Source organism: Candidatus Arsenophonus phytopathogenicus, assembly GCF_056113345.1.
This window is the reverse complement of record NZ_JBUIOB010000017.1, coordinates 784,298-810,449: the sequence shown is the minus strand read 5'-3', so window position 1 is coordinate 810,449 and position 26,152 is coordinate 784,298. Positions and strand designations below refer to the sequence as shown.

Genomic DNA, 26,152 nt, shown 5'->3' with positions numbered 1-26,152 from the left:
CTACGAATCAGCAATCTATACGTCAATATTTTTTAGAAAAAAAATCACTATTTGCGCATTTTTTCAGCTAAAAGTGTAACAATGATTAATGTTTAACCTGATCCTTTTCGCAATCATCGGAACGCCAAAGTGAAATCTTTCCACTTTTCTTTTCAATCAGATCCAGTTTTGCTTCATGGCCAGTAATTTCTTCTTGATTAGCATAAATCACGGTTAATCCCATTGCTGAGCGTTCTATTCGTTTAATATCATCGGTATAGGTTTCACTACCTGGCTCTGAATCAACTGAAAAAGCTAACGAGGTTTGTCCTCCGGTCATTGCCATATAGACTTCGGCCAAGATCTCTGCATCGAGCAATGCGCCGTGGAGTGTACGCTTTGAATTATCGATATGATAACGATCACATAAAGCATCAAGATTATTCCGTTTTCCCGGAAACAGCTTTCTGGCCAATACCAAGCTATCAGTGATCTGACAAAAGTTTGCTGTCGGTGGAATATCTCTATTTAACTTGGAAAACTCATAATCCATAAACCCAATATCAAAAGGGGCATTGTGGATGACTAACTCAGCGCCGCGAATAAAATCTAAAAATTCATCGGCTATTTCAGCAAAAGTTGGTTTATCTTGCAAAAACTCATCACTAATTCCATGAACTTCGAAAGCTTCAGGATCAACTAATCGTGCTGGTTTTATATAAACATGGAAATGGCGACCAGTTAAGCGGCGATTGATCACTTCTACCGCGCCAATTTCAATAATATTATGTCCTTCATAATGGATCCCTAGCTTATTCATACCAGTAGTTTCCGTATCAAGAACAATTTGTCGTGTAATCACAGTGCTCATAGTGCCTTTTTATGTCAGACTTAGGGTTATAAATCACGAATAAAATGAGTTTATCAGAAATGACGAAACAGGTAGAAATTTTCACCGATGGTTCTTGCTTAGGCAATCCAGGCCCAGGCGGTTATGGTATTTTACTGCGTTATAATAAACATGAAAAAACATTAAGCAAAGGGTATTTTCGTACCACCAATAATCGTATGGAATTAATGGCTGCCATTATTGGTTTGGAAACGCTTAAACAACCCTGCCAGGTTATTCTAACGACTGATAGTCAATATGTCCGTCAGGGTATCACCCAATGGATCCACAACTGGAAAAATCGCCAATGGCGACGCGCAGATAAATCACATGTTTTGAATGTTGATTTATGGCAACGATTAGACGCAGCAATTTCTCGACACCAAATAGAGTGGCACTGGGTCAAAGGCCATGCTGGACATGCAGAAAATGAGCGATGCGATGAATTAGCAAGAAATGCGGCAAATTCACCAACAGAAGAGGATAGCGGCTACCAAACGGAACAAAATTAATGACGTTTGCGCCAACACTTAACAACCCCCATTGTGTTACCTATTTTCATGCTGGTTCGCATAAATTTTATGGGTGTTGGCGTCAACGGTAACGTTCTTTTACGGGCAATGATAAGATTGATACAACCGGCAAATTGCAAATTTCTATTGATAAAATGATCAGGATTTATCCAGGGTATAATTTGAAAACTTTGTCGCTGCAGTACTTCGTAATTCAATAAGCTCAACCAATCAAGTTGACGCCAGGTCGAAAACATATGACTACGATAGGGTTGCCGCTTACGCAAAAGAGGAATACATTTCCCTAACCCTAACAAACTAAAAGGATTAAAATTAGATAAAATTAGCCAACCATCATCAACCAAAACCCTATCAGCTTCACGCAATAACCGATGTGGGTTAGTACTGTAAGATAGTTGTTGTATCAAAAGACAGGCATCGATCGATTTGTCCTCGAAAGGTATTTCATTAGGATCACCTAATAATTGACAGTTACTTCCAGCTATATTCATGCTAAATTGATGGGTAATGAGCGATGCTTGGGTATCAATCTGTAAACTCAATTGGCCAATTTTTAATAAATGGAAACCAAATATTTTTGGCCACCATGGTTGTAGCTGCTGGTTCAATGCAATACGATAATACTCTCCCCATGGAATGTCTTCCCAGGAGTCAGGCATTTTAGAGCGTTGGGCAATACGAGCTGACTTCATTGTAATATCCTTCTAACCCTTTAGCTATGAGGCATTATTATATTATGGAGCTTATCAGAATTCCTTCCTTAGTTGATAATTATATATGGCTATTAATCTATCAAGGTAACTGTATTATTGTCGATCCTGGTACTGCTAAGCCAGTGCAGCAATTTTTGCAACAAAATGCTATAAAACCGGTCGCTATTTTACTTACTCACCACCATCATGATCACGTCGATGGCGTCAAAGAATTACAAAAATATTATCCCGAATTAGTCGTCTATGGTCCAATGGAAACCAGCAGCAAAGGAGCAACATGTATCATAAAAGGTGGAGAGCAGCTAAATTTTGCCGGCTTTTCATGGCAAATTTTTGCCGTACCTGGACATACTTTAGGACATGTTGCTTACTATCAAAAACCATATCTATTTTGCGGTGATACCCTATTTTCTGGTGGTTGTGGCCGTATTTTTGAAGGAACAGCTGAACAAATGTATCATTCGCTTGAAACGCTTAAAGCTTTACCTGATGAGACGCTAGTCTGTTGCTCACATGAATATACCGCTGCGAATATGGTATTTGCCAATTATTTGCTACCCCACGATGAAGCAATAAAAGCTTATATTTTAGCCGTGAATCAAAAACGAGCCCAAAAACAATCCACACTGCCATCACAACTTAAAGTAGAAAAAAAGATCAATATCTTCTTAAGATATGACGATCCTTACTTACAAAAAGTATTGGGGTTTTCTCCTGCTACTTGTTCAAATTGTGATGTATTTGCCAAAATTCGCAAACTAAAAGATCGCTTTTAAATTGATAGTTGTCATTAGCTAACGAGATCAGTATCATTCCCTCTTTATTAAACAATTGAATAAATAACAACCTAGGATAGATTACATTAATGAAGACAAAAGCGATACTATTCGCCTCTGTTCTGCTTGTTGGTTGTCAAATGACACCCAATGAGCAAACACCAGATCCGTCTCCAGCCAATCAAGATATTGAAACTACCACTTGGGAATCAACCTATTTAATAGAAAATGATTTGTGGGGTTATATTAGTAATGAGCTGAAAATGGATATTCCTGATAATGCCAGGATCAGAAATCAAATCAAATCTTATTTGGCCAAAGAAAGCTATTTGCGGAATGTGACATTACGCGCAGAGCCTTATATGTACTGGATTGTTGAAAAAATTGATCAACGCCACCTGCCAATGGAGCTTGCCCTGGTTCCTATCGTTGAAAGTGCTTTTAATCCCCATGCGACCTCACAGGCTCAGGCTACAGGTTTATGGCAGATTATTCCATTGACTGGTCAGTCATATGGATTAAAACAAAATAAATGGGTTGATGAACGCAGAGATGTCGCTGCCTCGACTAGTGCAGCACTAAATTTACTTGAACGATTAAATAACCTATTCGACGGTGATTGGCCTCTAACACTTGCTGCTTATAATTGTGGCGAAGGTTGTGTGCTTAATGCCATCAAGAAAAATGAAGAGCTGGGATTACCTACTAATTATTGGTCGTTATCACTCCCCAAAGAAACAATGAATTATGTACCAAAAATTTTGGCTCTCAGTAATATATTACGCAATAGCGAACAATATGCATTGCAATTACCAACAACCAATAAAAATAATGCGCTTACCCAGATTAATATAGGCGAACAAATTACCTTACCTCAAGCAGCTAGACTTTCTGGACTGCCGTTAACCGCTCTTAAAACCTATAATCCAAATTTAAAACATAATATAACACCTCCAGCCGGTCCCTATACTATTATGCTACCAACAGATAAAGCTGATCTGCTTAAGGATGCGCTTTCTGATCAAGACGTATTAAATAGTATTCGCCTTGCTGTTGCCAACAATAATAAACAGATATTAGCTAGACAGCGTGCTATCAGTAATTACAAAGTTAAACGCGGTGACTCCTTATCGATTATTGCCAAACGTTTTAATACCACAACCGATAAGCTTAAGTCACTCAATGGCATGAAAACAGCCAACTTGCGGATCGGGCAAACATTAAAAATTAGCGGTAAAAATAGTTATCGAGCACCAACTGTGATTGCTAAAAATAGCACTTCATCAGGCAAGAAAGGTAAAGGAAATATCAAGACCTACAAAGTCCGTCAAGGTGATTCCTACTACAGTATTGCTAAACGCCACGGCATCGATCTTAAAGATCTGATGAATTGGAACTCTAGTGTCAGAATAGCAGATTTAAAACCGGGCATAACGCTGACTATTCACCTCTAATAATATTATGGCAAAAATAAAAATTGGCGATTATTTCTTTTTATCATTAGGCATTGAGATAATAATTTATCCCACTTGAACTTGTCCGTAGTCTGGACTGGTAAAATAAAAAAATAGCAAATACTGAAAAAAATAAAAAATAGAGAATAATAAAAATCAAACTAATAATAAATGCAGCCAATCCAGCTCTATTCCAGGTATCTTGTACAAGTTTAAAGGTTACATCACTATAATTACCATTACGCCATGCCCACTCATTCCCTTTAATACCACATACAAACATCCAAATAAAATTAAATAATGGAATAATACACAGCAACGGCCAGTAAGTTCGATTGCCAAATCCCCAAAAAATACTAAACATAAAAGCGCCCCAATTCCACTGCTTAACACCTTCCGGTATTGTTTTTGTTTGGACCTGATTTTCCATAATTTTCTCCTAAAAATAACAAGTAAAAAGCAACTGAAACATAGTCTATTTTATTATCAAATCAAATTTTCTTTTTTATTGCATTTAATATTTTATTATAAATAAAAAATAAATAATTATTTAATTAACTTAAAAAAATAAAAATACTAATTTATAAAATAATATTTATAATTAAAAATAATTTAATATTCATTATCTAAAGCAATTTTAAATAAGATTATTTATGAAATAAAAATCCACTATTTAATATAAAATAAATCCGGTATAAATTTTTCATCTTAAATTATATTAATACTAAAAGGAACAATAATGGACTATTGCTCAATTTTATTCAAATTAGGTTTAAAAATTCTATTGTTTACTTTAATTACTGCTAATAAATTTATTTATGCCAATACTTCTACTGTTGATATTGCAAAACCACTAGAAAATGGCATTTCATACGATACATTTTCTGAACTTCCTTTCACTCAAAGTAGCATTAGCTTTAATAATGATATCCAATCACCAATCAAATCCAATACTAAACAATACAGCGGCTAAGATTATTATCGCAGAAATTACTAGCGATAAGCACTCTAATCTACAAGGCACCATCGGCATTAAAGGAACTATTGCAGATTTGATTATTGCCAATCCTAATGGGATCAGTTGGAAAAATGGTAAAATAGATAACGTCAAAAGTCTGTCGCTTATCGCAGGTAAACTGGAAATTCCAGCGAAAAAAACGTTACAACAGCTAAAAAGTCTAAAATTCATTACCACAATAGGTAGCAGCATTAATTTAACTGATGATAGAGAAAATTCCTTGTCCATCAACAATCTGGCGAATATTGAGGCTAAAATTAATATTGCTAAAGTTAATCTTTTTGCCGATAAAATTATCATCAACAATAATATAACCCTGGAAGCTGCACAACAACACTACTTTGCCGCAACTGGCGCAATATCTTATAGCCTGCGCCAAGCTAACATTAAACTTAAGCAGCTAATCAAACCGGATACTAATCTAACTTATTTACACCATAGTCAGCTTAAACTTAGCCAGCAGACTACTGTCAAAGGGCAAAATATTATTTTGGAAAGCCACCCTTATCAATGTATTAATAGTTATTCATACAAAAATAATAATATCCAATTAAATGGCTCGCTGATCGCACAAAATTTTTCCCTACGCGGTGATAGTCTATTTGAAAATTCAGGATCGCTAATTCTTGGCCGGCAACCATGATCGATAAATTGATAATATTAATAAACAGTTGCCTTATTAAGATTAAGCCACAATAAAAGCATAAAAGAAATCCAAAGACTATTAATAAAAAAGGCGAGATAACAATAAGTCTCTCGCCTTTAATATATGATTAATCAATAACAGTAAATTTAAGCCTGGCCTTTAACTTCTTTTAGACCATTAAAAGGCGCTTTTTCACCTAACACTTCTTCAATACGGATTAATTGATTATATTTAGCAACTCGATCAGAACGGCTCATTGAACCTGTTTTGATCTGGCCCGCTGCTGTTCCTACTACCAAATCTGCAATTGTAGCGTCTTCAGTTTCACCTGAACGATGTGAGATAACCGCAGTGTAGCCGGCATCTTTTGCCATCTTAATTGCTGCTAAAGTTTCGGTTAAGCTACCAATCTGATTGAATTTAATTAAAATAGAATTAGCAATTCCTTTTTCAATGCCTTCTTGCAAAATCTTGGTATTAGTAACGAATAAATCATCACCAACTAACTGAATTTTGTCTCCTAACACTTTAGTCTGGTAGGCGAAACCATCCCAATCTGACTCATTAAGACCATCTTCAATTGAAACGATAGGATATTGTTCGGTTAATTCTTCTAGATAGTGGGTAAATTCTTGTGAAGTAAAAGTTTTACCTTCACCTTTCAGCTCATAATTACCCGTTTCCTGGTTGTAAAATTCTGAGGCGGCACAATCCATTGCTAAAGTAATATCTTTACCTAACTCATAGCCTGCTGCTTCAACGGCGTCTTTAATTGCGGCTAAAGCTGCGGCATTAGATTCTAAATTTGGTGCATAGCCACCTTCATCGCCGACCGCTGTATTCATCCCTTTGGCTTTTAACACTTTTGCCAAGTGGTGAAAAATCTCTGATCCCATCCGAACTGCTTCTTTCAAGCTTTTTGCACCCACTGGCTGGATCATAAACTCTTGAATATCAACATTGTTATCCGCATGTTCTCCACCATTGATAATATTCATCATTGGTAAAGGCATAGAAAATTTACCCGGCGTGCCATTCAATTCAGCAATATTCTCATACAAAGGCATACCTTTCGCTGCCGCAGCCGCTTTTGCATTAGCCAGTGAAACAGCCAAAATCGCATTAGCACCGAATTTAGATTTATTTTCTGTACCGTCTAATTCGATCATGATTTTATCGATATTAGCCTGATTTTTGGCATCTTGGTCGATCAATGCATCAGCAATTGGGCCATTTACTGCTGCAACTGCCTTCAAAACACCTTTACCTAAAAAGCGATCTTTATCACCATCACGTAGCTCTAATGCTTCTCGTGAACCAGTCGATGCACCAGATGGTGCCGCTGCTAAACCAACAAATCCGCCTTCTAAATGAACCTCTGCTTCAACAGTCGGATTACCACGGGAGTCGATGATTTCACGCCCGATGACTTTAACGATTTTGGACATTAAATTTTCCTCAGTACAAGTTAAATTTAAGCCAATGGTAACAAATTAATACCATTAGCCCATATCTCTTTTCAGCTGGCCTTGCTGATATTCCTTTGCGGCTTTAATAAAACCAGCAAATAACGGATGGCCATCCCTTGGTGTCGAAGTAAATTCAGGATGAAACTGACAAGCGACAAACCAAGGATGGTTAAGATCCTCGATAATTTCCACCAGCTTATTGTCCGCTGAGCGTCCTGCAATACGTAAACCCGCTTCTTCAATACGCGCCAAAAGCTTACCATTGACTTCATAACGGTGGCGATGCCGCTCCATAATTGTGTCGCTATTGTACAACTCACGGACTTTACTACCTTTCTCTAAACGGCATAATTGGCTACCTACTCGCATCGTACCGCCAAGATCGCTCTTCTCATTACGAACTTTAATACTACCACTGTCATCAGACCATTCCGTAATTAAGGCAACAACCGGATATGGACAATCTGGCACAAATTCTGTTGAGTTTGCCCCTTCCATACCAGCAACATGACGGGCATATTCAATCAGAGCAACTTGCATTCCCAGGCAAATACCCAAATAAGGAATATTATTTTCACGTGCGTAACGAGCTGCCATCATTTTCCCTTCGACACCCCGTTCACCAAAACCACCTGGAACCAGGATAGCATCAAGTTCTTTTAATAGTTCGGTACCACGCGCTTCAATATCTTCAGAATCAATCAGCTTAATGTTCACTGTTAAACGATTTTTTAAACCGCCATGTTTTAACGCTTCAATAACCGATTTATAAGCATCAGGTAACTCTATATATTTACCTACCATGCCAATAGTTACCTTACCTACCGGATTGGCTTGCGCATCAATAACCTGTTCCCATTCAGACAAATCAGCTGCTGGGCAGGTAAATTCAAATTTCTTACAAATATAATCATCTAGTTGCTGAGATTTCAATAATGCAGGAATTTTATAAATTGAATCAACATCTTCTAATGAAATAACTGCTTCTTTCGGTACATTGCAGAAAAGAGCAATTTTAGCCCGTTCATTAACCGGAATAACCCGATCTGAACGGCAAATTAGCACGTCTGGCTGAATACCAATAGAAAGAAGTTCTTTTACTGAATGTTGAGTTGGTTTGGTTTTAACTTCACCTGCAGCAGGTAAATAAGGCACTAAAGTAAGATGCAGGAAAAGAGTGTGTTTACGACCAACATCAACCGCTAATTGACGAATTGCCTCCAAAAAAGGTAAAGATTCAATATCGCCCACTGTGCCACCAACTTCAACCAAAACGATATCGTGACCTTCTCCGCCACGAATAATCCGGTTTTTGATCTCATCAGTAACATGAGGAATAACTTGAATAGTTTCGCCCAAATAATCACCACGACGCTCTTTACGCAATACTTCAGAGTATACGCGACCGGTTGTGAAATTATTACGGCGTGTCATTTTAGTACGAATAAAACGTTCATAATGGCCCAGATCAAGATCAGTTTCTGCACCATCTTCGGTGACAAAAACTTCCCCATGTTGGATTGGGCTCATCGTGCCTGGATCAACATTAATATAAGGATCCAGTTTCATAATAGTAACATTCAGTCCACGCGCTTCAAGTATAGCAGCCAAAGAAGCTGCGGCAATGCCTTTGCCCAGAGAGGATACTACCCCGCCGGTTACAAAAATATAATTTGTTTTCATGCTAAACCTGAAAATTTAGGTGTAAAAGACGATGAATATAACAGGACGGGAAAGCAGTATACCCTAACCTTAAATCTGCTACAAATGTTCTAAACCTATTAAGGTTAACTTTCATCAATAATCTTTCAATATCAAGAATTAGCTTATGCAAACTCCTGTCAATAAATAGCTGCTCGATTATAACATCCTAACTAATACTTAATCCATTCAGCTAAAAAATAATAATCACTCTTTTTTAATTTGTTGCCAAAGTTTTTCCATTTCATCTAGTGTAGCATTTTCTAATGAACCGCCTTTGTTTAAGATCAGTTTTTCTACTCGGCGAAAACGGTGTTCAAATTTACGACATGCTTTTTGTAATGCTAGTTCAGGTTCATGGCCAAGATGGCGCGATAAATTAACCACTGCAAAAAGTAAATCACCAATTTCTTCTTCAATATGTGATTGACTCGGTTCAGGCTTATTTATTTCTGCCAAAACCTCTTCAATTTCTTCATGAACTTTGGCTAATACCGGGGCAAATTTGTCCCAATCAAAACCGACAGCCGCACAGCATTTTTGCATTTTGTTGGCTTTCATTAATGCCGACAGTACTTGTGGAATATCATCTAAAACTGAATACTGATTTTTTGCGGCCCGTTCTTTGACTTTATTTTTTTCCCAATCATATATTGCTTTATCGCTATTAATAATCGATTGTCCAGCAAAAATATGAGGATGGCGTGATATTAACTTTTGACTGACGATTTGGCAGATTTCATTAAAATCGAATAATTTTTGTTCTTTTGCAATCTGGGCATAAAAAACAATATGAAACAGTAAATCACCCAATTCTTCTTTTAAAGCAGCAAAATCTTGTCGTTCAATAGCATCAACAACTTCATAAGTTTTCTCCAGTGTATAAGGCGCTATTGTGGCAAAAGATTGCACTTTATCCCATGTACAACCATGTTCAGGATCACGTAACTGAGTCATAATCAATAACAATTGTTCTATTGCAGCTGAGTCCGTTTGCATGTTATTTCCATCCGAAGTTAATAAAGTTCAAAAACCAATCAATGCGCCGCTTGCTAAAACATGATGTTATAGTTACGACTTAATATAACGTTTAGCCTCAAATACATCAGGGAGTTGATTTAATTTCGCTAAAATACGACCTAAAACAGGTAAATGATTGATTTCAATATTTAAATCGATAGTCGCCAATTGTTGTTTAACATCACTACGACTACTAACACTTAAAACATTTACTTTTTCATTAACAAGAATAGTCGTAATATCTCTTAATAACCCACTACGATCATTAGCAATAATTCTCAGCCCTAATGAGTAACCACTAGCGTAGTTTTCACCCCAAATAGCATCGACAATTCTTTCTGGTGCATGCAATTGTAGCTCGATCAGTTGCTCACAATCGATACAATGAATCGAAATACCTCGACCTTTAGTAATAAACCCAACAATACCATCACCAGGAATTGGCTGACAGCAACGAGCAATGTGGTGCATCAAGTTGCCAACACCTTCTACCACAATTCTACCGCTATCTTTCACTGGCAAGCGGATAGAGGATATTTTAGCTTCCAATGTTTTTAACGCAGCGCGGTCTGGTTCTTCGGCAGTGGTTTGGCTAAACTTATTCTGTAAAAAATTTACTAGTTGATTAATACGAATATCACCAACACCAATACCTGCCAGCACTTCATCCAATGAGTTAACGTTGTAGCGGGTTAATAACAACTTTTCCGCCTCTTTTATACTTATCGCCAGTTGATTAAGTTCGTTATCTAATATTTGTCGCCCTGCCTGGATATTCTTATCACGATCCTGCTTACGAAACCAATTGTGGATCTTAGCGCGACCGCGGTTTGTAGTAACATAGCCTAAATTTGGATTGAGCCAGTCACGGCTAGGATTGGGATATTTTTGCGTAATAATTTCAATTTGATCTCCCATCTGTAAGTGATAACTAAAAGGAACAATCCGGCCGCTGATCTTAGCACCAATACAGCGATGACCGACATCACTATGAATATGGTAGGCAAAATCAAGTGGGGTTGAGCCAGCAGGCAAATCAATGACATCACCTTTAGGTGTAAAAACATACACGCGATCATCAAAAACCTGGCTACGAACCTCATCAAGCATTTCCCCTGAATCAGCCATCTCTTCCTGCCAGGCTATCAATTTTCTTAACCAAACAATACGATTTTCATAGCTACTGCCTTTGCCTGTTATTACCGCACCTTCTTTATATTTCCAATGGGCGGCAATACCTAATTCAGCATTTTCGTGCATTTGGCTGGTCCGGATTTGTACTTCAATCGCTTTACCATTTGGCCCTAACACCACAGTATGAATGGATTGATAGCCATTCGGTTTAGGGTTAGCAACATAATCATCAAATTCATCAGGTAAATGGCGAAAATGAGTATGCACAATACCTAATGCAGCGTAACAATCCTGTAAACGTTCAACGATAATACGCACAGCGCGTACATCAAAAAGTTCATCAAAGGCCAGGTATTTTTTTTGCATCTTCCGCCAGATGCTATATATATGTTTCGGGCGGCCATAAATTTCTGCGGTAATACTTTCCTGTAGCATAAAATGTCGCAGTGACGAAACAAAATCATCAATATACCGTTCACGATCGATACGACGTTCATGGAGTAATTCAGCAATCTTTTTATATTCATCCGGGTGTAAATAATGAAAACAGAAATCTTCTAGCTCCCATTTCAATTGCCCAATGCCTAAACGGTTGGCCAAAGGCGCATATATATTTAAGCACTCTTTTGCTGCTAAGACTCTTTCTTCTTCAGAGCGTTCCCTTACCTCACGTAAATGGGCAATACGTTCTGCGATCTTAATCACCACGCAACGAAAATCTTCCACCATAGCGAGCAACATCCGACGCATATTATCCACCTGGGTAGAACTTTTTTCGCCTAATTTGCTAGCATTCAATTGGCCAATGGCGTCCATCTCCATCACACCTTTAACCAATCCGTGAATCGATTTACCAAATTCAATATTAATAATTTCCTCAGTGACAATTTTGGCATCAACTAAGGGAAACAGCATCGCCGCACGCAGACTATCGAGATCCATGCTTAATGTTGACAGGATTTCTCCCATCTCAATGCCACGCCATAGCAGTACTTGACGATGTTCATGTTGCTGAACTTTGCTATAGCAGTAATGCCAAAGTTCAATTAACTTTTGTTCTGAGTCATTGTTGGTAAGTTTGAGACTGGCAACCCACTTATCAACGGCAAATTCTCCTGCAGATGTCAAATGAGCGCTTCTAATTGCAACCATAATCTTTCCTTGCCTATTTGCTTAAATCGCGACAAAAAAGTGCCATAGACTCTAGATGACTAGTATGCGGGAACATATCTAACATCCTGACACTCATAAGTTGATAACCGGCTGTAAGTAATTGTTGATTATCTTTTACTAATGTCGTTGGGTTACAGGAGATATAGACCACCCGTTCTGGTTTAAATTTGATAATATGTGGCATTACGCCCATAGTACCGGCGCGTGCAGGATCTAATAAGATTTTGTTAAAGCCCATTTTTGCCCAAGGTTGACAGTCTATGTCAAACTCGAGATCAGCTTGATAAAACTCAACGTTGGTTAATTGATTTAAACTAGCGTTAAACCGTCCTTGCGCCACCAATTCAGCGACGCCTTCAACACCAACAACAGCATTAAAATGACGTGCAATAGGTAAGGTAAAATTACCCATGCCACAAAATAGATCCAAAACCCTATCTTGCGGCTCAAACGCTAACCAATCCAACGCTTGAGCAACCATTTTTTTATTAATTTCAGGATTTACTTGAATAAAATTCTGTGGATCAAATGTCAATTTCACATTCTCAATAGAATAATAAGGCTCACTATCATTACTTGCCAAACTAACAAGTTTAAGCCGATTGGCACTATTATCAACCAAATAAACATTGAAATTATAGCGCCTGGCAAAAGCAGTTAATAATATTTTATCATTAGTAGTTAACGGCTTAAGATGACGCCAAATAACACTCACGCCGTTATCTGCATTAACAAGCTCAACATGACCTAAATGTTTAACTGCTGCCAATTTGTTTAAACAGTCAGCAACAGGAAGTAATAATCTTTCAAATTCTGGCTGTAACACAGGACACATTTTCAGTTCTACTAACACATTTGATTGGCTCTGACGAAAACTCATGCGTAAACGACGCTCTGCATGCTGGTATTGAAGACCAAACCGCGCTCTACGGCGATATCCATACTCACTACCTGCAATAACTGGCAATGATTTTACCGCACTGCCCGTTTCACGTTGAAATAAATATTCTAACCTACTGATTTTCGCAGCACGTTGAAGAGCCGGCGTCACATGTTGTTGGCAACTACCACAGATGCCAAAATGACAACAAAAAGGCGCCACCCGATCAAGACTATCAGCCAATCGTTTGCTCACTTTTGCCTTGGTAAATTGCCTTTTCTCTTCTGTAAATTGAATTTGTGCTTGCTCACCAGGAAGTAAATCAGTAATAAAAATTATTTTTCATTGATAACGCGCAACACCTTGACCCTTAACATCAAGACTTTCAGCTATTACTGTCAAATTATCGGATTTAACTTTACGCGGCTTTGAAGAATAAAATTGTACCATATCATTAAAGGTATAAAATTTTGTTAGTCTATTAATAAAGAAACTGTCATCTCATATATTATCGGAAAATTAAGGTCACTTTATTCATTTTCTCAATGAGGGTGAAGAATAGTATCACATCTCGAAGCAATTGAAGTAGATTATCCACCAATAAATTGTTAATTATTTGTAATTTAAAGGAATAAAGCAATAGATTTATTTATTTTTGTAAAAAAATAAAAATAAAAAAACAATGAAATAAATTCTCAAAAATCAAATAACCAATATGATATTGCTAAATAATGTTATAAATTTATAACATAATGAAGTTTATTAAAATTTCAATTTCTGAATTATGTTATAACTAAATTGTTATCTAATTTCTAATAACAAATGTTATCAAAATCACTTTAATTATATAAATAGAGTAATTTAGATTACAATGATTTTTAAATTCAAAACATTTTTCACTTATCAGACCTTAAATCGATATTTAATTAATATGTTTATTCTAAAGCATTACTTAAAATATTTTCCAATCTATATATTTAAGCAATGCTTATTTTCGTTATTTAATTTAATAACATAACATTTTTTAATTTTTCACTGTAAATTTTCGATATTCCTGATAAGCATAATGATCCGTCATACCACTAATATAGTCTTGTATAAGACGCGCTCGATAATAAAATTCTAATATATCTTTTTCTGTCTCATCAGTAGTGCAAATTCCTTCAATGGCTTCACCATAAGCTAAACAATGTTTAGTTGATAATTTATGCAATAGACGTGTTTCAATGAAATACTTCTTGTGATACTTATCTTGATAAAGCTGGGTAAAATCAGCACGTGGCATTAATAATAATGGGCGATAAAAGTTTAGTAAACCACTAATTATTCGATAACCCTGTAACTCTAATTGTTCAACTTCCGGGTGCGTAAATACATGTTTATAGGCAACGCCTTTCAATACCTCCAAGAGATGATGTTCATCACTTTTATCTTCTAACAAGGCACTATTAAAACTTCCGGCATAAATTTCAGCTAAATGTTTAATAAAACGATGAGCACTATACGACGCCAATTTACTAATAATATTAACTCTAAGATACATAAAAAATTGATCTTGCTTGCTACGTCTTGTTTCATTGTGATTAATACTTTTGTAAGCTTTTTCTACTGTCTGTTCAAATAAATCACCTTTTGCTTTTTTACCTGCCTCCGACCAACCTTGCCGTAAATATTCCAACAGCTTATCAACACTGAAAATACCTTTTTCTACCGCATCATCCAAATCGGCAATGCAATAAGAGATATCATCTGCCGCTTCCATAATGTAGGAAAGCGGGAAACGACAATATGGCTTCATATCCAATCGACGATACAACTCTTTGATAAAACTATCTTCTGACCAATAATAGCCCGGTTTTTTAGTTAAATAATCAAAATCTTTAGGGATTTTATCCAGTTGATAAGCACCTTTAGTATATTTTAAGATTGAGCCAATTTGGGCATAAGTCAGGTTCAATTTTAACAATTGATGGATCATTCTAAGTCCCTGAGCATTACCTTCAAATTGACAAAGATCTATACGTAATTGGCGACGAAGCAAATCCTTGTTAGATTCATTTGTTAGTTGTAGAAAATTAATTTGGCATTGATCTATAGCCTTTGATTTAGTAGAAATAAATTCAGCGTCAAGTAATGTTGAAAACCAGCTCTTAATGGCGGCTTCACCAAAATGACCAAAAGGTGGGTTGCCAATATCATGCATTAAACATGCCATTTCAATCAAACTTTCAAACGCATCAAGGCGCTCAGAGAGACCATAAGTTGCCAACAATTTCTTTTTTTTCAATTCGCTTATCACAGTCTTTGCAATAAAACGGCCAATTTGCTGCACTTCTAACGAATGCGTCAGACGACTTCGAACCGCCGCATTTTGTTCTAAAGGAAAGACTTGAGTCTTCTGTTGTAATCGGCGTATTGCGGCAGAATTAATAATGCGCCCTCTATCACTTTCAAATTGACGATTAACTTGTTCCTCATTCTTTGCATCAACATTGTAATCAATATATTTACGAAGAAAATTGAGCTTTTGCCTAAAATCAATCTTGGACATTTCCCCTCCCGATGATGAAATATCCCCAGCTAATGGATCACAGTTAACTTTTTTTCTCTTTTCAATGTTACAATGGCACGGATCTGACAACATGTCTAATTAATCAACTATGAGTATGATACAATGAAAGTTGCAATAATAGGTGCAATGGAGCAAGAGGTGGCATTATTGCGCGAGCAAATCAATGCTCAGTTGACATTATCACGGGCTAGCTGCGAAATTTACTGCGGAAAACTTGATGATCTTGATATCGCATTATTAAAATCAGGCATTGGTAAAGTTTCTGCGGCAATGGGAACAACATTACTAATAGAACATTTTGCCCCTGAATTTATTATTAACACTGGCTCCGCCGGTGGGTTATTACCTGCTTTAGAGGTTGGTGATATCGTAGTTTCAACTGAAGTTTGCTATCATGATGTCAATATTACCGCCTTTGGTTACCAACCAGGCCAAATGGCACAATGTCCGACCACATTTAAAGCGGATAAAAAATTACAAGAACTGGCCGAAAAGTGTATTGAAAAATTAGATTTACATGCTGTTCGCGGGTTGATTTGTAGTGGTGATAGCTTTATTAATGGCGCGAAAGAGCTAACCTATATTCGCCAAATTTTTCCTACTGCCATCGCTGTTGAAATGGAAAGCGCCGCAATTGGTCATGTATGTTATCAATTTGATATCCCATTCGTTGTTGTGCGTGCAATTTCTGATGTCGCTGATAAAGAGTCCCATCTCTCTTTTGAGGAATTTTTGCCTGTCGCGGCTCGTCAGTCAAGCCTATTGGTGCAAACTATGCTGGCTAATTTAGCTAACTCAAGCCAAAGCCGTAAACGAGCTATTAACAACCACTTCGGCTAGATCCCCATACTAAGGGTTATTAATTACCCTTAGTAAGTTAAGCGATTAAATACTAAATGAAGAACCGCAACCACAAGTTGTTTTCGCATTTGGATTGGTTACCACAAACCGTGATCCTTCTAATCCTTCAATATAATCAACACAACCGCCAACCAAATACTGTAAACTCATAGGATCAACGATTAGTTCGACGCCTTGCTTTTCAATCGTTAAATCACCTTCATTCATTTTATCATCAAAGGTGAAACCATATTGAAAACCACTACAGCCTCCACCAGTAATATAGACGCGCAAACGCAAATTGGGATTTTCTTCATCCGCAATCAACGCTTTAACTTTATTCGCTGCAGCATCAGTAAACTGTATAGGCAGTGCAGTATCATTACTCATTTCTAACTCCAGGCCGACATGCCAATCAATAGACGCAGGAAGCATCAACACTTCACTGGACAAGGGATGATTATCTAACAGCCGGCCAATTGATTCAAGATCCAGCCGAAATTAACTGATTTAAAAAAATTCTCGCTACATTTGCTATTTGGTTTACTGCCAATACTGCTTTAAGATATGCGCAAAATTTCTGCTGGACCAATGCTTGGAGTTATTTAATGAGTCAATCTGAAACACTTTACCTAAAAGCCAAAAAATATATTCCTGGCGGTGTCAATTCACCGGTTCGGGCGTTTAATGGCGTTGGCGGCTATCCATTATTTATTCAGCGAGCTGACGGTGCTTATATTTATGATGTTGATGGCAAAGCTTATATCGATTACGTTGGTTCTTGGGGGCCGATGATTTTAGGTCATAATCACCCCACAATTAAGCAAGCGGTCATCCAAGCGGCAGAAAATGGCCTGAGTTTTGGTGCCCCGACCGCCATTGAAGTAACAATGGCAGAAATTATTAGTCAACTTATTCCATCCATCGAAATGGTTCGTATGGTAAATTCAGGCACAGAAGCCACAATGAGTGCCATACGGCTAGCTCGCGGTTATACAGGGCGTCACAAGATTATTAAATTTGAAGGCTGCTACCATGGACATGCCGACTGCCTATTAGTTAAAGCAGGCTCAGGCGCTTTAACCTTTGGTCAACCTAATTCTCCTGGCGTTCCCGCTGATGTTGCCAAACATACTCTTACCTGTACATTTAATGATTTAGATTCAGTTCGGCGTACTTTTGCCCAATATCCGCAAGAAATCGCTGCTATCATTGTAGAGCCAGTAGCGGGCAATATGAATTGTATTTTACCTGAGGCTGAATTCCTGCCTGGACTACGTACATTATGCGATCAATTTGGCGCATTATTAATCATCGACGAAGTGATGACCGGCTTTCGGGTTGCCTTAGGTGGCGCACAAGCACATTATCAAGTTAAACCTGATTTGACCTGTTTAGGTAAAATAATCGGCGGTGGTATGCCTGTTGGCGCATTCGGTGGCCGCCGCGAATTGATGGAAAAACTCGCTCCAATAGGGCCAATTTATCAAGCCGGTACCTTATCAGGCAACCCATTAGCGATGGCAGCAGGCCTTGCTTGCCTAACTGAAGTTGCTAAACCCAATACCCATAAACGCTTAGCAGAACTGACGAAAAAACTTGTTACAGGCTTACAAGAAAAAGCGCAACAAGCTGCTATTCCGTTGGTTGTTAATCATGTTGGTGGCATGTTTGGTCTATTTTTTACAGCAGCACCACAAGTTAACTGCTATCAGGATGTCATGCAATGTGATATTGAGAAATTTAAGCAATTCTTCCATTTCATGTTAGACGAAGGCGTTTATTTGGCACCTTCTGCCTTTGAGGCGGGTTTCATGTCTATTGCGCATAGTGATGAAGATATTGATCGCACAATTAAAGCTGCAGAAAATGCTTTTAATAAGATGAACTAATCATTTATTAAGCCATAAAAAAACCGGCGCCAATTTTTTAGCATAGCGCCGGTTTACTAAATTTTTATTACTGTCCAAACATCTCTTTCACCCAAGCAGGTGCATCATTACTTTTGCTCTGCTGTTCATTTAAGTTCAGCTTTGGCTTCAATACTTGTACCCCTTGCTGACATAATGCTTGAGAATCCTCTGTCCATACTGGCAAAATACGATCTCCACCACCTGCGCAGTTAAAACTGCCATCGATATTCACTCGCATCTCCATAATTCCATCAGGAGAGCGATTATCCAATGCCAATGGAGTCTGATTTTCTAAATAACGACGATATAGATGTAATGCACCACTTGCACCAGTAAGATTTGTCGGACCATTATTATCACGACCAGCCCAAGCAATTGCCACTTCCTTGCCATCGATACCAGCAAACCAACTATCGCGTAGATCATTTGTTGTTCCGGTCTTACCGGCTAAGTGATATTGAGCAAATTTATTCATTAATGAACGAGATGTTCCGCGCTCAACCACTTGTTGCATACCATAAAGTGTTAGATAAGCTGCCTGCGGAGATACTGCCCGCTCTGCAGATGGATAACTTTGATAAAGTTCATTACCATCACCATCAATCACGGAGCGTAATGCCGATAATGCCGCTCGGTTGCCGCCGCCACTAATGGTTTGAAACATTTGCGCCGTTTCCATTGGAGTTAAGTTCAAGGCACCTAATAACATTGCCGGCACTTTTTCTATCGCATCACTTGGCACACCAAGACTTACTAATACTTTACTAACCTGATCCAAGCCAACACTCAAGCCAACATTCACCGTCGGAATATTCAGCGAGCTGGCCAAAGCATCAATCAACATGACCTGCCCCCGAAAACGGCGATCATAATTTCTCGGTTCCCATATTTGATTATCAAATTTGACGCTAATCGGCTCGTCAGGTACCCAAGTATTTAAACGAAAACGGTCTGGTTCACTTAATGCGGTAAGATAAGTTGACGGCTTAGCCAGAGAACCAATTGAGCGGCGAGCATTTAACGCTCGGTTAAAACCAGAATATTGTGGTTGTGAGCCACCGACCATAGCGCGAACTTCGCCATTAATACGATCAACCACCACCATCGCGCCTTCCAGATCAGGCAACTTACGTGTTTTACGTAAATCTGCTATCCCCTGTTCGACGGCATTTTCAGCTGCTTGCTGCGAGACTGGATCTAAAGTAGTAAAGATTTTAGCTCCAGAAAGATTATTTACTCTATCGCCCAATTTTTCAACTAATTCTTGCCGAACGAGCTGCATAAAGGCGGGTTGAGGTGTCAAAACACCGCTTTTGGGTTTAACGCCTAAAGGACGAGCACTCAATATATTATACATTTCATGATCGATAATTTCGCGCGTTTCCAATAGCTTTAACACTAAATTACGACGTTCTAGCGCCAATTTAGGGTTACGCCATGGGTTATATAGTGATCCACCCTTCACCATACCGACTAATAACGCTTGTTGATCAATACTCAGCTCATCGATTGGACGACCAAAATAGTAGAGGCTAGCAAGGGGAAAACCCCGAATTTGGTCATCGCCGCTTTGTCCTAAATAAACTTCATTTAAGTACAGTTCAAGAATACGTTCTTTGCTATAGCGAGAATCCATTAAAATCGCCATATAAGCTTCATTAGCTTTACGTATTAACGTTCTTTTATTACTTAAAAATAAGTTTTTAACTAATTGTTGAGTTAGCGTACTGCCCCCCTGAACCGTCTTACCAGCCATTAAATTAGCAATAACCGCACGCCCAATAGAATAAATACTTACTCCATCATGCTCATAAAAATGTCGGTCTTCAGTTTCAAGTAATATTTTGACTAAAGAATCAGGAAAATCTTCTCTCGGCAAAACTAAGCGTTGCTCATTGTTCGCCGATTGCATCATGGTGATAAGTTTAGGATCTAGTCGAAAAAAACCAAACGAACGCCCATTTTCCATATTAGTAATATTGGTGAGCTGAGCATGATCAAAACTTAATTTAGCTAAAATCTGTTCTTCTCTTTGATCAGGAAAGGAAAATGGCCGGCGTAACATTTCTATCGTGTTATCTTTAACAATATACTCACCGGGTAAAGTAATTTTATTTACCTGGCGATATTGCATGCCATCTAATAATCGAATCATCTCTTCTTTACTGTAATTCATCCCCGGTTCAAGATTAACCATTCGGCCATAAACTGCAGCCGGTAGATCCCAAACTTTACCATCAAGACGATCACTGATTTTCTGATATAAATAGATACCATAGACACCAACTAACAATGCCAAGACTATGGCAATTTTGACAAACAACCAAAACCAACGCCATCTATCTTTAGGTGGCCGAGACTTATTGTCTTTACTTGCCATTAGTTCTTCTTCCTCGTTGTCATCAATATCTTCATACTCATAGTTATCTAACCGATTATTTTGATGAGATTTTGATTTTTTACCAGTAGGCTTTTTCTTAAATCTGCGCCCAATGGGTTCATAATTATCTTTGTCATGCATGGTATAAAATCAATCTTTATTTACTATTAGTTTATTTTTAACCCAAGAGTTTAATCATAACTTACAGATATTTATTTCATATATCTCATCAAAATAGCATTTTATTATAATTAAATAATAAACATCCGCTAAATAGCAGTTTTATACTCTGATAATAACATTATTACCACTATCTTACTAAATGAACACTATCTATCCATTAATTTATATGAAAAAGCAACAATTATTAACTTTTAGTGCCAAATATTGTAGCATTGCTTTGCCCTTAGCCGTGTCTATCACAACCGGAGTAGCTAGCAATGTATTGGTTCCCGCCACTAGAATCAGCCCAATTAGTAAAGCGTTATAAACGTTTTCTTGCTGATGTTATTACACCCGCAGGTAAATTACTAACCATTCATTGCGCCAATACAGGTGCCATGACAGGCTGTGCAACCCCCGGAGATACAGTTTGGTACTCAACATCTAATAATATTAAGCGAAAATATCCACATAGCTGGGAACTGACACAAACACAAACTGGCGATTGGGTTTGTGTTAATACTCATCGAGCAAATGATTTAATTAGTCAATTTATAGCGGAAAATAAAATTCCGGAATTATCCGATTATGATAACATGAGCCGGGAAGTGAAATATGGCGACGAAAATAGTCGAATCGATCTCCTTCTAAAGAAAAAACAGCAAGTTAATTGCTACATTGAAGTAAAATCAGTCACCTTACTAGAAAACAATATCGGTTATTTTCCTGATGCTGTTACAATAAGAGGGCAAAAACATTTACGTGAACTATCCTTGATAGCCGAACGAGGCGAAAGAGCAGTTTTGTTCTTTGCCGTACTTCATACTGGTATAAAGAAAATGTCCGTTGCAAGTCATATTGATTGTCAATATGCTGCGCTCTTACAGCAAGCAACAAATGTTGGTATTGAAATACTCTGCTATCAGATTAAAATATCAGAAAAAGGGCTAACAATGGATAAAAAAATACCATTTATTCAATAAACCAAGCTATTATATTCTTTTAGGCAAAATTCGTTTTACATACAAATTAAGGCAGATAACACACGCATCCTGGTACAGTAAAACGAATTGTAAGAACCATTGCCAAGTTTAGAGTGTTCTGTTATTTATAGCGGCCTTAGTTTTTCCCCCTTGAGGGGTTCTTTTGAATATTGCGTGTGTAGGAGAAGCATTATGCAAGAAGGGCAAAAACCTAAAACCTCGTCCTTAAGCATTCTCGCCATCGCTGGGGTAGATCCTTACCAAGAAAAGCCTGGCGAAGAGTACATGAACGATGCCCAATTGACACATTTTAAGCGCATTCTCGAAACATGGCGCAATCAACTCAGAGATGAAGTCGACCGCACTGTAACTCATATGCAGGATGAAGCGGCAAATTTCCCTGATCCCGTTGATAGAGCGGTACAGGAAGAGGAATTTAGCCTTGAGTTACGTAATCGCGATCGCGAACGTAAGTTGATTAAAAAAATCGAGAAGACGCTAAAAAAAGTTGATGATGAAGATTTTGGTTATTGTGAAAGCTGTGGGATTGAAATTGGTATCCGCCGCTTAGAAGCTCGTCCAACAGCCGATTTATGCATTGATTGCAAAACATTAGCTGAAATGCGTGAAAAACAGATGGCGGGTTAGCCAATAATCTTACACCATAAAAATACGGTACACAAAAGTGTACCGTATCCCTTTGAAATAAATGAGTAATTCAATGATTACTAACATTCCACCTTATATTGGACGCTTTGCTCTGTCACCCACCGGTGATCTCCATTTTGGCTCGTTAGTTACTGCGCTTGGTATCTACCTACAAGCTAAAAAAAAAAGCAAGGAAAGTGGTATGTTAGGATCGATGACATCGATACCACTAGAGAAGTGCCGGGTGCAGCTTCTCGCATTTTAAAAACTTTAGACCATTATGGCTTACATTGGGATGGTAAAATAATCTATCAATCACAACGCCATGATATTTACTGTGACATTTTAACTCAGCTAAAGCTGTGCCATGGCTGCTATTACTGTCGCTGTACCCGCCAACGTATTAATACTATTGGTGGTTATTACGACGCTCATTGTCGCAATTTTGGTTTATCTTGTTCTGCCGCAGCTTTGAGGATAATACAGTCAAAACCGGTGTATGGTTTTTATGATCAATTACAAGGTGATTATGTAGCGCCTTGCTCTTTGGCAGAAGAAGATTTCATTATTGTTCGAAAAGACAATTTATTTGCTTATAATCTTGTTGTCGTTATTGACGATCACGACCAAGGTATTACCGCAGTTGTTCGTGGTGCGGATCTCATTGCGCCAACCGTTAGACAAATTTCTCTCTATCGCTATCTGGCTTTTTCGCAACCCGATTATGTGCATTTACCACTAGTATTAAATCGTTCTCATAATAAACTTTCTAAACAAAATCATACCCCGCCGCTGCCGATGAACGATCCGAGTCCTATTTTAGTTGATGCACTAAATTTTTTATCACAAACAACTATTATTAATTGGCAAGACCTTAGTACTGAACAATTACTTAGCCAGGCTGTACAAAATTGGCAATTAGAAAGCATCCAACCAGGCGGGAGAATTATTACCTATTATGATTAATTAGTAATTTTTATCCTACTTAGGCATTCTCAAAAAAATCCTATAAGATATGATTAATTATTAGTATTTATTTTTTTAACTAAAATCGCATTAGATATCGAGGTGTATTATTTTTACCCAGGTAGCCAATTTCTGTCGTAATTTATTGATACGAAAAGAAAAGAATAATCGAAGTAAACAGAAATCTTATGATAGTTCTGCGACTGAGACTAGGTCCAAAACTAAGGTAAAAGCTTTACTAACAAAAAGATATCGGAGTACAAAAATCATTAAAAGTGCTCAATTAGCAGATAAACAGATACCCGATTCTGCTATAAATACTTCAATATCCATAGTTCCGCGCGATAAGCATCCTATTTCGCGAAGAGACATCAGTGACAATGCACTGAAAGTGCTTTATCGTCTAAATAATGCTGGCTATGAAGCCTATCTGGTCGGTGGTAGCGTTAGAGATTTACTATTAGGTAAAAAACCTAAAGACTTCGACGTTACTACAAATGCGACACCTGAACAAATTCGCAAATTATTTCGTAATTGTCGTTTAGTCGGACGCCGTTTTCGTTTAGCGCACATCATGTTTGGTTATGAAATCATCGAAGTTGCTACTTTTCGTGGTTCTCATGAGCAAACTGATACTAATAATAAGGATATGGCTCACCAGGCACAAAGTGGTATGTTACTGCGAGATAATATTTTTGGTAACATTGAAGACGATGCCATTCGACGCGACTTTACCATCAATAGCCTATATTACCGAATTAACGATTTCACCCTACGCGATTATGTTGGTGGATTTGAGGATCTAAAAAATGGCACTATTCGCCTAATAGGTGATCCAAAAATCCGTTATCGAGAAGATCCCGCTAGGATGCTACGGGCTATTCGATTTGCCTGCAAACTGAATATGCAAATTGATGTTGAAACTGCCAAGCCTATTCCACAACTGGCATTTTTATTAAAAGACATTCCATCTGCACGTCTATTTGAAGAGTCGCTCAAATTACTTCAGACTGGTCAAGGTTATCAAACCTATCAACAATTAAGGCGTTATAGTCTCTTTCAATCATTGTTTCCGTTAGTTGAACGACACTTCACCGTCAATGATGATTCGCCGATGGAATTTATCATTAATCAGGTGCTGCAAAATACTGATTATCGAATAAAAAATAATAAACGCGTTAATCCTGCATTCTTATTTGCTACCATGTTATGGTATCCACTGGTAGAACATGCCGAAAGGCTTTCTCAGGAAAGTGGCTTACCCTATTACGAAGCCTTTGCGATCGCAATGAATGATATCCTCGATGAACAATGCCGTTCTATCGCTATCCCTAAACGGCTTACTTCAACAATGCGCGATATCTGGCAGCTACAATTGCGACTACCACGGCGCCAAGGGAAAAAAGCAGATAAGCTACTTGAGCATCCAAAATTTCGCGCAGCGTTTAATCTCCTGGAGCTACGCGCCAACGTGGAACAACGACGTGAATTAGAAGAACTGGCTCATTGGTGGGCTGAGTTTCAACAAGCCAACAATAACCTACAGCATGAAATGATCTCAGAGCTAGGAAGTATACCGACTCATCGTCGTAACTGGACACGTCGTCGAAATCACACCAACCGTAAGCCAATAAAAAACAACAGAGTTAATTAAATATGCAACGTGTTTATATCGCCATTGGCAGCAATCTAGATGACCCCTTACAACAAGTACAAAGTGCCATTAGAGAATTGCAGCAATTACCGAATACCAAACCAATTGCGGTTTCTTCTTTCTATCGCTCTAAACCGATGGGGCCACAAAATCAGCCTGACTATCTCAATGCCGTTATCGCGTTAGATACTGAGTTATTGCCCGAAACCCTACTTAAACATACCCAATCGATAGAATTAATGCATGGTAGAGTGCGTAAAGCCAATCGTTGGGGGCCAAGAACTCTCGATTTGGATATTATGTTATATGGCCAACAGGTTATTCAGACAACGCATTTAACTATCCCTCATTATGGCCTTAAAGAACGAGAATTTGTGCTTTATCCCTTAGCAGAAATTGCCCCTCAGCTACGCTTTCCGGATGGTGAATTATCCAGTGATAGATTGCAGCAAGTTGCTAAAAATGAGCTGACTTTATGGTAACTTAGCCAATGATTCAACTGGCTATGGGCAAGCTGTATATCGATCGTAATATTTAATAATAAAATTTCATTAATAATGAAATTGTTACCGTAAATTAAACACTGCATAACTTAAAAAATAAACTTCCATTTTAAAATTGAACACGATTAGTAACCGTAGGTAATAAA

General features: G+C 37.9%; 21 protein-coding genes and 1 pseudogene. 11 read left to right on the top strand and 11 right to left on the bottom strand.

Going from position 1 to position 26,152, the window contains the following annotated elements:
* Positions 1–85: 85 nt before the first annotated feature.
* Entirely contained in the window at positions 86–850 is a 765-nt protein-coding gene (dnaQ, locus tag AC01GB_RS07595) for a DNA polymerase III subunit epsilon (protein ID WP_474451323.1), read from the bottom strand.
* 59 nt (positions 851–909) lie between these two features.
* Here dnaQ and rnhA point away from each other — a divergent pair, with 59 nt between their 5' ends.
* Positions 910–1,380, top strand: coding sequence for a ribonuclease HI (rnhA, locus tag AC01GB_RS07590; protein WP_474451321.1), 471 nt, complete (start codon positions 910–912; stop codon positions 1,378–1,380).
* Here the strand turns inward: rnhA and AC01GB_RS07585 are convergent.
* The gene (locus AC01GB_RS07585; RefSeq protein WP_474451320.1) at positions 1,377–2,093 is read right to left on the bottom strand and encodes a methyltransferase domain-containing protein; all 717 of its coding nucleotides are present in this window, start codon (positions 2,091–2,093) and stop codon (positions 1,377–1,379) included. The two genes, rnhA and AC01GB_RS07585, sit on opposite strands and share 4 nt — an antisense overlap.
* A 44-nt stretch (positions 2,094–2,137) precedes the next feature.
* On the opposite strand from AC01GB_RS07585, the gene gloB reads away from it, so the two are divergent.
* Both gloB and mltD read left to right on the top strand, forming a co-directional pair.
* Entirely contained in the window at positions 2,138–2,890 is a 753-nt protein-coding gene (gene gloB, locus AC01GB_RS07580; protein WP_474451319.1) for a hydroxyacylglutathione hydrolase, read from the top strand.
* Positions 2,891–2,979: 89 nt separating this feature from the next.
* A complete protein-coding gene (mltD, locus tag AC01GB_RS07575) occupies positions 2,980–4,344 on the top strand; it encodes a murein transglycosylase D (protein WP_474451318.1) in 1,365 nt (454 codons plus the stop codon).
* Between the two features lie 46 nt (positions 4,345–4,390).
* On the opposite strand, the gene AC01GB_RS07570 is transcribed toward mltD, so the two are convergent.
* Positions 4,391–4,774, bottom strand: a complete 384-nt coding sequence (locus AC01GB_RS07570; protein WP_474451317.1) for a ribonuclease G — start codon at positions 4,772–4,774, stop codon at positions 4,391–4,393.
* 493 nt (positions 4,775–5,267) lie between these two features.
* Between AC01GB_RS07570 and AC01GB_RS07565 the strand changes: the two genes are divergently transcribed.
* Entirely contained in the window at positions 5,268–6,005 is a 738-nt protein-coding gene (locus tag AC01GB_RS07565) for a two-partner secretion domain-containing protein (protein ID WP_474451316.1), read from the top strand.
* Positions 6,006–6,154: 149 nt separating this feature from the next.
* On the opposite strand, the gene eno is transcribed toward AC01GB_RS07565, so the two are convergent.
* From eno to dgt, 6 genes are all read right to left on the bottom strand, one after another.
* On the bottom strand, positions 6,155–7,456 hold the full coding sequence (gene eno / locus AC01GB_RS07560; protein ID WP_474451315.1) for a phosphopyruvate hydratase: 1,302 nt from the start codon (positions 7,454–7,456) through the stop codon (positions 6,155–6,157).
* A 54-nt stretch (positions 7,457–7,510) separates the two neighbouring features.
* Positions 7,511–9,160, bottom strand: coding sequence for a glutamine hydrolyzing CTP synthase (pyrG, locus tag AC01GB_RS07555; RefSeq protein ID WP_474451314.1), 1,650 nt, complete (start codon positions 9,158–9,160; stop codon positions 7,511–7,513).
* A 225-nt stretch (positions 9,161–9,385) separates the two neighbouring features.
* On the bottom strand, positions 9,386–10,177 hold the full coding sequence (mazG, locus tag AC01GB_RS07550; protein ID WP_474451313.1) for a nucleoside triphosphate pyrophosphohydrolase: 792 nt from the start codon (positions 10,175–10,177) through the stop codon (positions 9,386–9,388).
* A gap of 72 nt (positions 10,178–10,249) precedes the next feature.
* Entirely contained in the window at positions 10,250–12,484 is a 2,235-nt protein-coding gene (relA, locus tag AC01GB_RS07545; protein WP_474451312.1) for a GTP diphosphokinase, read from the bottom strand.
* A 13-nt stretch (positions 12,485–12,497) separates the two neighbouring features.
* Complete coding sequence (rlmD, locus tag AC01GB_RS07540) at positions 12,498–13,724, bottom strand: 23S rRNA (uracil(1939)-C(5))-methyltransferase RlmD (protein ID WP_474452346.1); 1,227 nt, start codon at positions 13,722–13,724, stop codon at positions 12,498–12,500.
* A 685-nt stretch (positions 13,725–14,409) separates the two neighbouring features.
* Complete coding sequence (dgt, locus tag AC01GB_RS07535) at positions 14,410–15,936, bottom strand: dGTPase (RefSeq protein WP_474451311.1); 1,527 nt, start codon at positions 15,934–15,936, stop codon at positions 14,410–14,412.
* Between the two features lie 123 nt (positions 15,937–16,059).
* Between dgt and mtnN the strand changes: the two genes are divergently transcribed.
* Positions 16,060–16,797, top strand: a complete 738-nt coding sequence (mtnN, locus tag AC01GB_RS07530) for a 5'-methylthioadenosine/S-adenosylhomocysteine nucleosidase (RefSeq protein ID WP_474451309.1) — start codon at positions 16,060–16,062, stop codon at positions 16,795–16,797.
* A 45-nt stretch (positions 16,798–16,842) separates the two neighbouring features.
* Here mtnN and erpA read toward each other — a convergent pair whose 3' ends face one another.
* Positions 16,843–17,187: an iron-sulfur cluster insertion protein ErpA gene (erpA, locus tag AC01GB_RS07525; protein ID WP_032116700.1), complete on the bottom strand. Its 345-nt coding sequence runs from the start codon at positions 17,185–17,187 to the stop codon at positions 16,843–16,845.
* 218 nt (positions 17,188–17,405) lie between these two features.
* On the opposite strand from erpA, the gene hemL reads away from it, so the two are divergent.
* Entirely contained in the window at positions 17,406–18,689 is a 1,284-nt protein-coding gene (gene hemL, locus AC01GB_RS07520) for a glutamate-1-semialdehyde 2,1-aminomutase (RefSeq protein WP_474451308.1), read from the top strand.
* 67 nt (positions 18,690–18,756) lie between these two features.
* On the opposite strand, the gene mrcB is transcribed toward hemL, so the two are convergent.
* On the bottom strand, positions 18,757–21,231 hold the full coding sequence (gene mrcB / locus AC01GB_RS07515; RefSeq protein ID WP_474451307.1) for a bifunctional glycosyl transferase/transpeptidase: 2,475 nt from the start codon (positions 21,229–21,231) through the stop codon (positions 18,757–18,759).
* Between the two features lie 299 nt (positions 21,232–21,530).
* Between mrcB and sfsA the strand changes: the two genes are divergently transcribed.
* The 5 genes and pseudogenes from sfsA (at position 21,531) to folK (ending at position 25,985) form a co-directional block, all read left to right on the top strand.
* Positions 21,531–22,235 (top strand): DNA/RNA nuclease SfsA, encoded by a 705-nt coding sequence (gene sfsA / locus AC01GB_RS07510; RefSeq protein ID WP_474451306.1) that lies wholly within the window; start codon positions 21,531–21,533, stop codon positions 22,233–22,235.
* Positions 22,236–22,427: 192 nt separating this feature from the next.
* Entirely contained in the window at positions 22,428–22,883 is a 456-nt protein-coding gene (gene dksA / locus AC01GB_RS07505; RefSeq protein ID WP_474451305.1) for an RNA polymerase-binding protein DksA, read from the top strand.
* A gap of 61 nt (positions 22,884–22,944) precedes the next feature.
* Positions 22,945–23,849, top strand: a pseudogene (gluQRS, locus tag AC01GB_RS07500) (tRNA glutamyl-Q(34) synthetase GluQRS).
* Between the two features lie 298 nt (positions 23,850–24,147).
* Positions 24,148–25,503 (top strand): polynucleotide adenylyltransferase PcnB, encoded by a 1,356-nt coding sequence (pcnB, locus tag AC01GB_RS07495; protein WP_474452345.1) that lies wholly within the window; start codon positions 24,148–24,150, stop codon positions 25,501–25,503.
* Between the two features lie 2 nt (positions 25,504–25,505).
* Entirely contained in the window at positions 25,506–25,985 is a 480-nt protein-coding gene (folK, locus tag AC01GB_RS07490; RefSeq protein WP_474451304.1) for a 2-amino-4-hydroxy-6-hydroxymethyldihydropteridine diphosphokinase, read from the top strand.
* Positions 25,986–26,152 lie beyond the last annotated feature (167 nt).